16 protein-coding genes are annotated in these 12,553 nt (G+C 42.2%); 6 read left to right on the plus strand and 10 right to left on the minus strand.

Going from position 1 to position 12,553, the window contains the following annotated elements; genetic code table 11:
• Position 1 precedes the first annotated feature (1 nt).
• From D8852_RS08580 to D8852_RS08590, 3 genes are all read left to right on the plus strand, one after another.
• Complete coding sequence (locus D8852_RS08580) at positions 2–844, plus strand: sugar ABC transporter permease (protein WP_001065640.1); 843 nt, start codon at positions 2–4, stop codon at positions 842–844.
• 181 nt (positions 845–1,025) lie between these two features.
• Entirely contained in the window at positions 1,026–1,826 is an 801-nt protein-coding gene (locus tag D8852_RS08585; protein WP_125425721.1) for a DUF1189 domain-containing protein, read from the plus strand.
• 9 nt (positions 1,827–1,835) lie between these two features.
• Positions 1,836–2,822 (plus strand): LacI family DNA-binding transcriptional regulator, encoded by a 987-nt coding sequence (locus D8852_RS08590; RefSeq protein ID WP_125425723.1) that lies wholly within the window; start codon positions 1,836–1,838, stop codon positions 2,820–2,822.
• Between the two features lie 33 nt (positions 2,823–2,855).
• Here the strand turns inward: D8852_RS08590 and D8852_RS08595 are convergent, their stop codons facing one another.
• The 9 genes from D8852_RS08595 to hisS all read right to left on the minus strand — a co-directional run bounded on the left by D8852_RS08595 (position 2,856) and on the right by hisS (position 9,493).
• Positions 2,856–3,797: a YitT family protein gene (locus D8852_RS08595; RefSeq protein ID WP_093587215.1), complete on the minus strand. Its 942-nt coding sequence runs from the start codon at positions 3,795–3,797 to the stop codon at positions 2,856–2,858.
• Complete coding sequence (aspS, locus tag D8852_RS08600) at positions 3,775–5,538, minus strand: aspartate--tRNA ligase (RefSeq protein ID WP_125425725.1); 1,764 nt, start codon at positions 5,536–5,538, stop codon at positions 3,775–3,777. The genes D8852_RS08595 and aspS overlap by 23 nt, the downstream gene beginning before the upstream one ends.
• Before the next feature lie 158 nt (positions 5,539–5,696).
• Positions 5,697–5,927: a hypothetical protein gene (locus D8852_RS08605; protein ID WP_061454195.1), complete on the minus strand. Its 231-nt coding sequence runs from the start codon at positions 5,925–5,927 to the stop codon at positions 5,697–5,699.
• A 17-nt stretch (positions 5,928–5,944) separates the two neighbouring features.
• Positions 5,945–6,586, minus strand: a complete 642-nt coding sequence (locus tag D8852_RS08610; RefSeq protein ID WP_061454196.1) for a CPBP family intramembrane glutamic endopeptidase — start codon at positions 6,584–6,586, stop codon at positions 5,945–5,947.
• Positions 6,587–6,595: 9 nt separating this feature from the next.
• A complete protein-coding gene (locus tag D8852_RS08615) occupies positions 6,596–7,330 on the minus strand; it encodes a DUF3169 family protein (RefSeq protein WP_061418938.1) in 735 nt (244 codons plus the stop codon).
• Between the two features lie 11 nt (positions 7,331–7,341).
• On the minus strand, positions 7,342–7,530 hold the full coding sequence (locus D8852_RS08620; protein WP_125425727.1) for a hypothetical protein: 189 nt from the start codon (positions 7,528–7,530) through the stop codon (positions 7,342–7,344).
• Positions 7,527–7,736, minus strand: a complete 210-nt coding sequence (locus tag D8852_RS08625; protein ID WP_061418944.1) for a helix-turn-helix transcriptional regulator — start codon at positions 7,734–7,736, stop codon at positions 7,527–7,529. Before D8852_RS08625 ends, D8852_RS08620 begins: the two co-directional genes overlap by 4 nt.
• A gap of 9 nt (positions 7,737–7,745) precedes the next feature.
• The gene (locus D8852_RS08630) at positions 7,746–8,213 is read right to left on the minus strand and encodes a hypothetical protein (protein ID WP_081109479.1); all 468 of its coding nucleotides are present in this window, start codon (positions 8,211–8,213) and stop codon (positions 7,746–7,748) included.
• Positions 8,213–9,493 carry a histidine--tRNA ligase gene (hisS, locus tag D8852_RS08635; RefSeq protein WP_125425729.1) on the minus strand — a complete coding sequence of 427 codons (1,281 nt, stop codon included), beginning with the start codon at positions 9,491–9,493 and terminating at the stop codon, positions 8,213–8,215. The genes D8852_RS08630 and hisS overlap by 1 nt, the downstream gene beginning before the upstream one ends.
• Before the next feature lie 167 nt (positions 9,494–9,660).
• Here hisS and D8852_RS08640 point away from each other — a divergent pair, with 167 nt between their 5' ends.
• Positions 9,661–10,002 carry a metal-sulfur cluster assembly factor gene (locus tag D8852_RS08640; RefSeq protein ID WP_125425731.1) on the plus strand — a complete coding sequence of 114 codons (342 nt, stop codon included), beginning with the start codon at positions 9,661–9,663 and terminating at the stop codon, positions 10,000–10,002.
• A 166-nt stretch (positions 10,003–10,168) separates the two neighbouring features.
• Here the strand turns inward: D8852_RS08640 and ilvD are convergent, their stop codons facing one another.
• The gene (ilvD, locus tag D8852_RS08645; RefSeq protein ID WP_125425733.1) at positions 10,169–11,872 is read right to left on the minus strand and encodes a dihydroxy-acid dehydratase; all 1,704 of its coding nucleotides are present in this window, start codon (positions 11,870–11,872) and stop codon (positions 10,169–10,171) included.
• A gap of 220 nt (positions 11,873–12,092) precedes the next feature.
• On the opposite strand from ilvD, the gene rpmF reads away from it, so the two are divergent.
• Both rpmF and rpmG read left to right on the plus strand, forming a co-directional pair.
• Positions 12,093–12,275, plus strand: coding sequence for a 50S ribosomal protein L32 (gene rpmF, locus D8852_RS08650; RefSeq protein ID WP_000290417.1), 183 nt, complete (start codon positions 12,093–12,095; stop codon positions 12,273–12,275).
• 15 nt (positions 12,276–12,290) lie between these two features.
• Positions 12,291–12,440, plus strand: coding sequence for a 50S ribosomal protein L33 (rpmG, locus tag D8852_RS08655; protein ID WP_001265622.1), 150 nt, complete (start codon positions 12,291–12,293; stop codon positions 12,438–12,440).
• The last annotated feature ends 113 nt before the right edge of the window (positions 12,441–12,553 follow it).

The following is a 12,553-nucleotide window of genomic DNA, read 5'->3' on the forward strand; positions in this document are numbered from 1 at the left end:
GATGAATAACTCAATCAAACTCAAACGTAGACTGACTCAAACCCTCACTTACCTCTACTTGATTGGTCTATCAATCGTGATCATCTACCCACTTTTGATCACCATCATGTCCGCCTTCAAAGCAGGTAACGTCGCAGCCTTTAAACTAGATACTAACATCGACTTCAATTTTGATAACTTTAAAGGGCTCTTCACCGAAACCTTGTATGGCACTTGGTACCTTAATACTTTGATTATTGCCTTTATCACAATGGCTGTTCAAACAAGTATCATCGTACTGGCTGGTTACGCCTACAGTCGTTACAACTTCTTGGCCCGTAAGCAAAGTTTGGTCTTCTTCTTGATCATCCAAATGGTGCCAACCATGGCCGCATTGACCGCATTCTTCGTTATGGCTCTTATGTTGAACGCCCTTAACCATAGCTGGTTCCTCATCTTCCTCTACGTCGGTGGAGGTATTCCGATGAATGCTTGGCTCATGAAAGGTTACTTCGATACTGTGCCAATGTCTCTTGACGAATCTGCGAAACTAGATGGTGCAGGACACTTCCGTCGCTTCTGGCAAATTGTCCTTCCGCTCGTTCGCCCAATGGTGGCTGTACAAGCCCTCTGGGCCTTCATGGGACCTTTCGGGGATTACATCCTCTCTAGTTTCTTGCTTCGTGAGAAAGAATACTTTACTGTTGCCGTTGGTCTCCAAACCTTCGTTAGCAATGTGAAAAACATGAAGATCGCCTACTTCTCAGCAGGTGCTATCCTCATCGCCCTTCCAATCTGTATTCTCTTCTTCTTCCTACAAAAGAACTTTGTTTCAGGACTTACAAGTGGTGGCGACAAGGGATAATTTATCCCCGCCACCCTTTTTTCATTTTGGAGCTTGTTTGTAAAGTTAAAAGATTAGACACACGACCACAAATAGTAGCAAAATCCGCTTTCCAAAAAGCAATTTCTCTACTAGACTTGAAATAAAGCACATTTCTCTATATAATAATACTCATATAGAAAACACTTTTAGAAAGATGCCTATGCTTCCATATCCATTCTCGTATTTTACTAGTATTTGGGGATTTCGTAAGCCCCTATCAAAACGTTTCGGCCTCAACTGGTTTCAGCTTCTCTTTACTAGCATTTTCCTCATCAGTTTGTCTATGGTTCCAATTGCCATTCAAAACAGCTCTCAGGAAACGTATCCACTGGATACTTTTATCGATAATGTCTACACTCCACTTACAGATGAAGCCATCATGGACTTGTCAGAGAATGCACAAATCGTAGATGGAAAGCTGAACTACTCAGGCACTGAGAATCAGCAGCCTTCTCTTTTGATTGGTCCAAGCCAAAGCAAAGAATTGCCAAAGGATTTGCAACTTCATTTTGATACGGAAGAACTCATCATCAGTAAGGAAAGTAAAGAGCTGACTCGTATTCGCTACCGCGCGATTCAAACGGAGAGTTTCAAAAGTAAAGACAGCTTGACCCAGGCTATTTCTAAAGACTGGTACCAACAGAACCGTGTCTATATCAGTCTCTTTCTCGTCCTTGGTGCTAGCTTCCTCTTTGGATTGAATTTCTTCATTGTCTCTCTTGGAGCTAGTCTTCTCCTTTATATCACCAAAAAATCACGCCTCTTTTCATTTAGAACCTTTAAAGAGTGCTACCATTTTATCTTGAACTGTTTAGGATTACCAACTTTGATTACGCTTGTTTTGGGACTTTTTGGCCAAAATATGACAACCCTGATCACTGTACAAAATATTCTTTTTGTTCTTTATCTGGTCGCTATCTTTTATAAAACACATTACCGCGATCCAGATTATCATAAATAGGAGATTTTTATGCCCGTTACGATTAAAGATGTGGCCAAGGCTGCAGGTGTCTCACCTTCAACCGTAACCCGCGTTATTCAAAACAAATCAACAATTAGTGATGAAACCAAAAAACGAGTTCGCAAGGCTATGAAGGAACTCAACTACCATCCCAATCTCAATGCTCGTAGCCTAGTTAGCAGCTATACTCAAGTTATCGGTTTGGTATTGCCTGACGACTCAGATGCCTTCTATCAAAATCCTTTCTTCCCATCTGTCCTACGAGGAATCGCCCAAGTCGCATCTGAAAACCACTATGCTATTCAGATCGCAACGGGGAAAGATGAGAAAGAACGTCTCAACGCGATTTCTCAGATGGTCTATGGGAAACGTGTCGATGGTCTGATCTTCCTCTATGCTCAAGAAGAAGATCCACTGGTGAAGCTCGTAGCGGAGGAACAGTTCCCTTTCCTTATCCTCGGAAAATCCATTTCACCCTTTATCCCTCTTGTTGATAATGACAATGTACAAGCCGGTTTTGATGCAACTGAGTATTTCATCAAAAAAGGATGCAGACGGATCGCCTTTATCGGAGGAACCAAGAAACTTTTCGTTACACAAGACCGTCTAAGAGGTTACGAATTGGCACTCAAACAACACCAACTTCCGATTGATACCCACTTAACCTACTTTGCGACCGAATTTCTAGAAGAAAAAGGGTATCAGTTCAGTGAACTCCTGTTCAATCACGATCCGCAGATTGACGCTATCATCACAACCGATAGTCTTCTAGCAGAAGGAGTTTGTGACTACATCAGTAAGCATCAGTTAACTGTTCCTGTCTTGAGTTTCGACTCTGTCAATCCTCGACTTGACCTTGTAGCTTATGTCGATATCAATAGCTTAGAACTTGGGCGCGTTTCCTTTGAAACCATTCTCCAAATCATCAACGATGCTAAAAACAATAAACAGATTTGTTACCGTCAGTTGATTGCCCACAAAATTATCGAAAAATAAAGACCAGCTCCAGAGCTGGTCTTTTGAGTATTATTAATTGTCTGTTTCTACGAATCGTCCTAGGATGTGGACATTTTCGGACACAGAGACGAAGGCTGTCGGATCAACCTGTTTCATGATATGTTTAAAATCATTAAACTCTGCTCGCGTGATAACCGTAATCAAGACTGCTTTTCTCTCATGATTATAGGTTCCTTCCGCATCGTGGATCATAGTAGCTCCGCGGTGCAATTTTTTATGGATTTTTTCGATTACCTTGTCAGGATTATTGGTCACAATCATGGCCTGCATGCGTTTTTGCTTGGTAAAGACTGCGTCTGTCACACGACTGGATACAAAAATGGTAATCATGGAGTAAAGAGCGTATTTCCATCCAAAGGTCAGACCTGCTATCAGCATGATGGTTCCATTTACCAGGAAAGAAATACTACCGACATTCTTACCCGTTTTCTTTCGAATGGTGAGACTGACGATATCTGTACCTCCGCTAGAAATATTGTTACGGAGCGCAAAACCAATCCCCAAGCCCATGACAACACCCCCAAAAAGGGCATTGATAATGGGATCCTCTGTCAAGATCACAACTGGCACAAGCTGGATAAAGAGGGAACTCATGGATACTGTGATAAAGGTAAAGATTGTAAACTTATGCCCAATCTGATACCAAGCCAAAATCATCAACGGAAAATTAATAGCATAAAAGGTTAGCGATATCGGAATGTAAAACCCAAACCAGTGATGACTCAAGGCAGAGACAATCTGTGCCAGACCTGTCGCACCACTGGAGTAAACGTGCCCTGGTTGAAAAAAGAAATTGACCGCTACTGCTGACAAAAAGCCATAAACCAGAGAAGCCGATACTTTCTCATCATATTTTTCCCGAGAGATACTTTGTAAAACTCGTAAGATTTTTATCTGATAAGCAAAGCGGCGCAGATAATAGCGCCACCGCTTAGTTCGTTTCGCTTGTTTCATCTTGTTCTACTTGTAGACTGAGTTCTTCTAGTTGTTTGAGAGCGACTGTTGATGGGGCTTGTGTCATTGGATCCGTCGCCTTGTTATTCTTAGGAAAGGCAATGACTTCACGGATATTTTCTTCTCCTGCTAAGAGCATGACAAAGCGGTCAAGACCGATAGCCAAACCTCCGTGTGGTGGGAATCCATAGTCCATGGCTTCCAGAAGGAATCCAAACTGATCATTGGCTTCCTCAGCTGAGAAACCAAGAGCCTTAAACATGCGTTCTTGAAGATCTTTTTGGTTGATACGAAGGCTACCACCACCAAGTTCATAACCGTTCAAGACGATGTCATAGGCAATGGCACGAACATTGGCCAATTCACCCTCTAGTTCGTGAGCTGTGTCTGCCTGTGGAAGAGTAAATGGATGGTGAGCACTCATGTAACGACCTTCTTCTTCAGACCATTCAAACATTGGCCAGTCAACAACCCAAAGGAAGTTGAATTTATCGTTATCAATCAAGCCAAGCTCTTTAGCAATACGTCCACGAAGGGCGCCTAGTGTTGCATTGGCCACTTCAAGTGTATCAGCTACAAAGAGAACCAAGTCCTTGTCTTCAAGGCCAAGCGCTTCTGTCAACTCTGCTTGAATGCTAGTCAAGAACTTAGCAACTGGCCCATTCAATTCACCATCAACAATCTTAACCCAAGCAAGACCTTTAGCCCCGTACTGCTTGGCTACTTCTGTCATTTTGTCGATATCTTTACGTGAATAATTGTCCGCAGCCCCTTTGACTACAATTGCTTTTACAGCAGGTGCTTCTGAAAAGACTTTGAAGTCGACACCTTTGACAACTTCTGTCAAGTCTTGAAGTAACATGTCAAAACGCGTATCTGGCTTGTCAGAACCATAAAGGGCCATCGCGTCATCATACTTCATACGAGGGAATGGAAGTGTCACTTCAATCCCTTTCGTTTCCTTCATCACGCGCGCAATCAAGCCTTCTGTGATATCTTGGATCTCTTGCTCTGTAAGGAATGAAGTTTCCAAGTCGACTTGGGTAAACTCAGGCTGACGGTCCCCACGCAAGTCTTCATCGCGGAAACATTTAACGATTTGGTAGTAACGGTCAAATCCAGCATTCATCAAGAGCTGTTTGGTAATCTGTGGACTTTGAGGAAGAGCGTAGAAATGCCCTTTGTTGACACGAGATGGAACCAAATAGTCACGCGCCCCTTCTGGTGTTGACTTAGAAAGGAATGGCGTCTCCACATCAATAAACTCCAACTCATCCAAGTAGTTACGGATTGAGTGGGTCACCTTAGCACGAAGTTTAAGATTTTCCAACATCTCTGGACGACGAAGGTCAAGGTAACGGTAACGGAGACGCGTATCGTCATTTGCCTCAATACCATCCTTAATCTCAAAAGGTGTTGTTTTAGCTGTATTGAGCACTGTCAAAGCTGTCACGTTCAACTCAACTGCACCAGTTGGCAGCTTATCATTTGCTTGCTCGCGTGCCGCAACCTGACCCGTCACCTCTATGACAAATTCGCTACGAAGGCTTTCAGCTGTTGCCATGACTTCTGCTGAAACTTTTTCTGGATTGATAACCAACTGCATGATTCCTTCACGGTCACGAAGGTCGATAAAGATCAAACCGCCCAAATCACGACGACGGCCAACCCAGCCTTTCAAGGTCATTTCTTGTCCGATGTGTTCCTCACGAACACGACCAGCATACATACTACGTTTCATGTTTTCTCTCCTCTTTTATTCTGTTACTATTTTACCATAAAAGCGCAGGCTCTTCATGAAAATCAGCAGAAAAGTTTGATTGTCTATAAAAATCAAAACGAACAGCTAAAAAATCATGACAACATCAAAAAATCCGATGAAGACACCATCGGATTTTCTTATTTTGATTCTTGACCTTTTTTACGTTTTTCCGCGATTTCAGCCGCTTTTTTAGGCAGAACAATCTCCGTCGCATAAGCTGAAGCAAAACGCAAGACACCTGCAATAGGTGCAAAAACAACTGCTAGATAGTTGTAAAAGAAATCGCCTTTAAAGGCATAGGCAAGTGCCCCGATGATAAAGAAGAGAACAACTGCCTGTATCACTGCTAATAAAATTACTCGTTTCATGTGACCTCCTGACTCTATTATAGCATGAGTATCATCAAAAAGCCGATTAAATTATTCAAAGCATGTAAAGAAATGCTGTAAAGAAGGCCTTTTTGACTCACATAAGCCAGTCCCAAACTCAATCCCAGACTAGCATAGACTAAAAACTGTTGCAAAGTCCCTGGAAAATGAATCAAGGCAAAAAGGACACTCGATACCAGAAGAAACAGAGCTGTCTGTTTGCTATTGTCCTGCATAGGAAAGAGATAACGCGCCAGCATCCCTCTAAAAATGAGTTCTTCCGTCAGAGGAGCAAAGACCACCACCATAAAGAAACCAAATTCAGGCTGTGCCACTGTCAGTTGGGATACGATTTGTTGATTGGTCGACGGATCGTCTGGTAAAAAGCACTGGGCTGTAATAGCCACTAGCAAAACCAGAGTAGGCAACCAGATATAACGATTAAAAGCAGTCGTCTGGATGCTAACCTTTTCTGTCTGATACCACTTGTAAACTCCATAAACATAGGCTCCTGACAGGGCGATATAAAGTGGCAAAACTCCATATATCGAAGCCCCTAGTCCAAGAGCTGACAGAGCCATACTCTGAACCAGACCATAGCCAAAGAAAAAGGATAGAACAGCTAGAAGAAACCAGCCAAGATTTTTAAGTATTTTCATAAAGATCTCCTATTTGAAATAGCGTTTTACCATAGGTAACTGCATCACATTGATATAAACATGGATAGCTCCGACAAGAAAGAAGGCTAGTAGCTGAATCTCTCCTGTCAATAAAGAAAAGAGATCAATCAGAAAGTAGAGACCTGGCAAGACATAGTTATTTAATTGGAATAAAATCCGAAAACTCTGTTCCAAATTAGCCTTGCGCTCCCCTTCATCGTAAGAATTGAAATAGTCTAAGGCGTCCTTTGGTGTAGAGAAAAATGCCAAATCAAACTGACGAACAATCGCAATGGTCTTATAAAGATATTTTTGAACATTGAAAACCAACACTAATAGCAAAAAAGAAAGAGATAAGGTTAGAAAGCTTCCATTTAGTATAATCACTTCACTTCCTGCAATGAAGAGAGCCAATAAAATTGCTACGTTTGCAATATTAAAAGCAATGGTTCCAAACTCGAGATTCCGATACATTTGCACATAATAGGTTTTATTCAGATCATCATCCATTTCCTCTTGATACAAGGAGTGAAATTTTCTGCTTTTCTTTAAGAAATTGAAAGTCAAAAGAATGCTAATGAAACCTATCAGTAAACAAATAGCTGATATCCATGGCACCAAGACTTTTACATCTAAAATAATTTCATGGGATTCGGCACGTGCCTTAAACATCCCTACAAACACGCCCAAGAAAGCTCCCAAGACAACAGACATTAAAAATAACAATCCACGTTTCTTTTTCATATTCATTCCCCTTATTCACTTGCTAGATTTTTTGATTTCTTTTCAATCCATTCAATTACTGGTATGAGGGCAAAATAGGCCCAAATAAATTGGTCATTTTGATAGGGATTAAACCAGCCTAAGTCTATTCCAATCAATAGAAACACGCTGACTACTAGAGCTATGGCAACTACATAATAGATCACTTTATACTTGTTCATTCCTCATCCTCCTCTATACGAAATACCGACTCGACTGGTTCATTGAATATCTGTGAAATCTTCAGAGCTATTACTACTGACGGGGTGTACTCATCCCGTTCTAGCAAACTGATGGTTTGTCTGGACACGCCAGCTAGCTTGGCCAGTTCCGTTTGATTCAAACCATCGCGAGCCCGAAGCTCTTTTAGACGGTTTTTTAGTTGCATGCTACACACCTACTCTCCGTCAAATTCAACGGCTTGGATATCCTCAATGCGTTGCAACTTGAATTTTTCTTTCCCCTTTTTATCAACGCTACGTAGTTTGACCCATTCCTCGTCAACATCCACAACTTCCCAGTTATCTGGTCCAATATACACTCCCGTTATAATTGGTTTCTTTCCAATCATTTCTTGCAATAATCTCGACATATCTATATCTCCTTTCTCTTTTCTTTCGATTACCTTTAACCTCTTCTCTAACCGCTTGATTTTTTTAGATTGACTACTATAAATCAAGACGAGAAAAGGTAAAAAAATCCATACCCACATGTGATTCCCTCCTATTTCTTTATTTCTTAACTTACTTACATTGTAACACATCTTTTTCTTTTTGACAATTATATTTGTCAAAAAGCTTATGATTTTTGTCATTTTGCAAAAGAAAAAGGTCAGGAGTAGGTTCCTGACCGGTTTATCTGTTATTAAAACCCTAGTTTTTCAAAGACTTCTGAGAAGTTTTGGCTGATTGTATCAAGCGTAACTTCCACCTCTTCTCGAGTTTGGTTGTTCTTGACTGTCACTTGTCCGCTTTCGACTTCACTCTCTCCTAGGGTGATGAGGGTCTTAGCCGCAAAGACATCGGCGGACTTGAACTGAGCTTTGAGTTTACGGTTAAGGTAATCACGCTCTGCTTTGAATCCTTGTTGGCGAAGGGCTTGTACCAATTCCAAGGCCTTAACATTTGCTCCTTCACCCAAGACTGCGATATAAACATCTAGAGAGTTTTCGATAGGGAGGGCCACACCTTGCTTTTCAAGGATAAGAAGCAGGCGCTCTACACCAAGGCCAAATCCAAATCCAGCAGTCTCAGGACCACCAAAGTAGGAAACCAAACCATCATAGCGACCACCCGCACAGACGGTCAAGTCATTGCCCTCAATCTCAGTGATAAACTCGAAAATGGTGTGGTTATAGTAGTCCAGACCACGCACCATATTGGTATCGATGATATAGTCTACACCCAGATTTTCCAACATCTGACGCACAGCATCAAAATGAGCTTGGCTTTCTTCATCAAGGAAGTCCAAGATAGAAGGTGCATTCTCCACTGCCACCTTGTCTTCTTTTTCCTTAGAGTCCAAGACACGGAGAGGATTTTCCTCCAAGCGACGCTGGCTATCCTTAGACAAGGTCTCCTTGAGCGGTGTCAAATAGTCAATCAATGCTTGACGGTAAGCCGCACGGCTCTCAGGATTTCCAAGAGTGTTGAGGTGTAGTTTGACACCTTGGATGCCGATTTCTTTCAAGAAATGAGCTGCCATAGCGATGGTTTCCACATCGGTAGCTGGATTGCTTGAGCCAAAACACTCAACACCAATCTGGTGGAACTGACGCAAACGACCTGCTTGTGGACGCTCATAACGGAACATAGGGCCCATGTAGTAGAACTTACTTGGCTTTTGCACTTCTGGGGCGAAGAGTTTATTTTCCACATAGGAACGGACAACGGGCGCAGTTCCTTCTGGACGAAGGGTGATATGGCGGTCACCCTTGTCATAGAAATCGTACATTTCCTTGGTTACGATATCCGTTGTATCTCCGACAGAGCGACTGATAACCTCGTAATGCTCAAAAATAGGCGTGCGCACCTCTGCATAGTTATAACGCTTGAAAATTTCACGGGCAAAGCCCTCAACGTACTGCCACTTGGCAGACTCAGCAGGTAAAATATCCTGCGTTCCTTTTGGTTTTTGTAATTTCATAGGGAATCCTCTTTAAACTTAATAGTCTTATTTTACCATAAATAGAGGGATTAAAACAGTAAGAGTAGGAATTCTCAAGAGAGTCTTTTCAGAAAATTTATCAAAAACTTGCCAAATTGTCAGAATTATGAGAAAATAGAGGATATTTATCACGTGGAGGGACTGTTATGAGAGACGATATCAAAATCAATAACCGCGCTTTGGCCTTGCAAGACCAAATTATCGAAAAACTAGAGAAAGTTTTTGATACAGATGTGGAATTGGACGTTTACAATCTGGGCTTGATTTATGAAATCAATCTGGATGAAACAGGTCTCTGTAAGATTGTCATGACCTTCACCGATACCGCCTGTGATTGCGCCGAAAGCCTGCCTATCGAAATCGTCGCTGGCCTGAAACAAATCGAGGGTATTGAAGATGTTCAGGTTGAAGTTACCTGGTCGCCCGCTTGGAAGATTACACGAATCAGTCGCTACGGCCGTATTGCCCTTGGACTGCCACCTCGTTAATACTCTTCAAAAATCAAATTCAAACCACGTCAGCGTCGGCTTGTCGTACTCAAGTACTGCCTGCGCCTAGCTTTCTAGTTTGCTCTTTGATTTTTATTGAGTATAAGCAGGCAAATCACTTTTGAAGATGAAAAGAAGCAAGCCGAAGATGGCTTGCTTTTTGAGTTTATTTTTTACCTGACTTGTCCATATTCCAGAAGTCTGTCACAGCTCCGCGTGAAGCAGATGATACGATGTGGGCGTATTTACCGAGGACACCACGACTGTAAAGTGGTGGCAAGGTTGTTTCTGCCTTGCGTTTTTCAAGTTCTTCTTCGGATACGGCCATGGAAATTTCTTTAGTATCTTGGTCAACCGTAACGATATCGCCTGTACGAAGGTAGGCAATCGGTCCACCATCCTGAGCTTCAGGAGCGATATGTCCAACAACCAGACCATAAGTACCACCAGAGAAGCGTCCGTCTGTCAAGAGGGCAACCTTGTCTCCTTGACCTTTACCAACGATCATGGATGAAAGTGAGAGCATCTCAGGCATACCAGGACCTCCCTTAGGTCCCACAAAACGAACAACGACAACATCGCCATCAACGATTTCATCTGTCAAGACAGCCTTGATAGCATCTTCTTCTGAGTCAAAGACTTTAGCCGGTCCAACGTGACGACGAACTTTAACACCTGATACCTTGGCAACTGCTCCATCAGGGGCAAGGTTCCCGTTCAAGATAATAAGCGGACCATCTGCACGTTTTGGATTTTCAAGTGGCATGATAACTTTTTGACCTGGTGTAAGGTCTGCAAAGTCAGCCAAGTTCTCAGCAACTGTCTTACCAGTACATGTGATACGGTCTCCGTGAAGGAAGCCATTCGCTAAGAGATATTTCATAACCGCAGGCACACCACCGACTTCGTAGAGGTCTTGGAAGACATACTGACCAGATGGTTTCAAATCAGCCAAGTGAGGCACACGTTCTTGGATCGTATTGAAGTCCTCAAGTGATAAGTCAACATTAGCCGCATGGGCAATGGCAAGCAAGTGAAGAGTGGCATTTGTAGAACCACCAAGAGCCATCGTTACAGTGATGGCATCTTCAAAGGCTTCACGAGTCAAGATATCTGATGGTTTGAGACCAAGCTCCAGCATCTTGACAACGGCTCGTCCTGCTGCTTCGATATCTTCTTTCTTGTCAGCTGATTCAGCTGGGTGAGATGAAGAACCTGGCAAGCTCATACCAAGAACTTCGATTGCAGTCGCCATGGTATTAGCAGTATACATACCACCACAGCCACCAGGGCCAGGGCAGGCATTACATTCAAGACGTTTCACGTCCTCAGCTGTCATATCACCGTGGTTCCATTTTCCGATACCCTCAAAGACAGAAACCAAATCAATGTCTTTGCCATCAAGATTACCCGGTGCAATAGTCCCACCATAGGCGAAAATAGCTGGGATATTCATGTTGGCAATGGCAATCATAGAACCAGGCATGTTCTTGTCACAGCCACCGATAGCAACAAAGGCATCCACGTTGTGACCACCCATAGCCGCCTCGATGGAGTCCGCAATGATATCACGAGATGTCAAAGAGAAACGCATACCAGTCGTTCCCATGGCAATCCCGTCTGCTACGGTAATGGTTCCAAACTGTACAGGCCAAGCGCCTGCAGATTTGACACCTTCTTTAGCCAATTTCCCAAAATCATGCAAGTGAATGTTACATGGTGTATTTTCCGCCCAAGTTGAAATCACTCCCACAATCGGTGTTTCAAAGTCCTTATCTGTCATACCAGTCGCACGAAGCATGGCACGGTTTGGTGATTTAACCATACTGTCATAAATGCTACTGCGGTGACGTTTATCTAATTCAGTCATCTTATCCCTCCCGTTTCAGTTTTTACTATTATAGCACATTTTCCGCATGAAGAACAGAATAAAATTCTTGAATTTTCAGAAAATTCCGATCAACAACTTCTAATTTTTTCATCTTTTTTTGTCAAGTAACTTTACTTTACAAAAAAAATGTGTTATCCTAGTATGGTTGATGAAAATCACTAGATTGAATCGAATATAAATACCTAAAGGAGAAATCAAAATGGCAGTACCTGCACGTCGCACTTCAAAAGCGAAGAAAAACAAACGTCGTACACACTACAAAGTAACAGCTCCATCTGTAAACTTTGACGAAACTACTGGAGATTACTCACGTTCTCACCGTGTATCACTTAAAGGATACTACAAAGGACGTAAAATCGCTAAAGCTGCATCAGCTGAATAATAGAAGGGAGATACCATGCGCGTAAATATCACACTTGAACACAAAGAATCTGGTGAACGCTTGTACCTTACTTCTAAAAACAAACGTAACACTCCAGACCGTCTTCAATTGAAGAAATACTCACCAAAACTTCGCAAACACGTTGTGTTTACAGAGGTGAAATAATTGAGTAAACTAAAAGCCCTTGAAACCAACATTTCAAAGGCTTTTTTCTTTTTGTTTTAGGAAAATAACTGAATTTTAACTGATGAAGATTTATTCACACTAGAATTTGATAT

The sequence above is a fragment of the Streptococcus mitis genome (genome assembly GCF_003942695.1).
In the GTDB taxonomy this organism is placed as follows: Bacteria; Bacillota; Bacilli; order Lactobacillales; family Streptococcaceae; genus Streptococcus; species Streptococcus mitis_BD.

Bases quoted from the DNA above. Each gene is read 5' to 3' on its own strand.
- D8852_RS08605 (WP_061454195.1), bottom strand. From the start codon at position 5,927: ATGAAACGAGTAATTTTATTAGCAGTGATACAGGCAGTTGTTCTCTTC.
- rpmG (WP_001265622.1), top strand. From the start codon at position 12,291: ATGCGCGTAAATATCACACTTGAACACAAAGAATCTGGTGAACGCTTG.
- hisS (WP_125425729.1), bottom strand. From the start codon at position 9,493: ATGAAATTACAAAAACCAAAAGGAACGCAGGATATTTTACCTGCTGAG.
- D8852_RS08580 (WP_001065640.1), top strand. From the start codon at position 2: ATGAATAACTCAATCAAACTCAAACGTAGACTGACTCAAACCCTCACT.
- D8852_RS08640 (WP_125425731.1), top strand. From the start codon at position 9,661: ATGAGAGACGATATCAAAATCAATAACCGCGCTTTGGCCTTGCAAGAC.
- D8852_RS08625 (WP_061418944.1), bottom strand. From the start codon at position 7,736: ATGCAACTAAAAAACCGTCTAAAAGAGCTTCGGGCTCGCGATGGTTTG.
- aspS (WP_125425725.1), bottom strand. From the start codon at position 5,538: ATGAAACGTAGTATGTATGCTGGTCGTGTTCGTGAGGAACACATCGGA.
- D8852_RS08615 (WP_061418938.1), bottom strand. From the start codon at position 7,330: ATGAAAAAGAAACGTGGATTGTTATTTTTAATGTCTGTTGTCTTGGGA.
- D8852_RS08610 (WP_061454196.1), bottom strand. From the start codon at position 6,586: ATGAAAATACTTAAAAATCTTGGCTGGTTTCTTCTAGCTGTTCTATCC.
- D8852_RS08620 (WP_125425727.1), bottom strand. From the start codon at position 7,530: ATGAACAAGTATAAAGTGATCTATTATGTAGTTGCCATAGCTCTAGTA.
- ilvD (WP_125425733.1), bottom strand. From the start codon at position 11,872: ATGACTGAATTAGATAAACGTCACCGCAGTAGCATTTATGACAGTATG.
- rpmF (WP_000290417.1), top strand. From the start codon at position 12,093: ATGGCAGTACCTGCACGTCGCACTTCAAAAGCGAAGAAAAACAAACGT.
- D8852_RS08595 (WP_093587215.1), bottom strand. From the start codon at position 3,797: ATGAAACAAGCGAAACGAACTAAGCGGTGGCGCTATTATCTGCGCCGC.
- D8852_RS08590 (WP_125425723.1), top strand. From the start codon at position 1,836: ATGCCCGTTACGATTAAAGATGTGGCCAAGGCTGCAGGTGTCTCACCT.
- D8852_RS08585 (WP_125425721.1), top strand. From the start codon at position 1,026: ATGCTTCCATATCCATTCTCGTATTTTACTAGTATTTGGGGATTTCGT.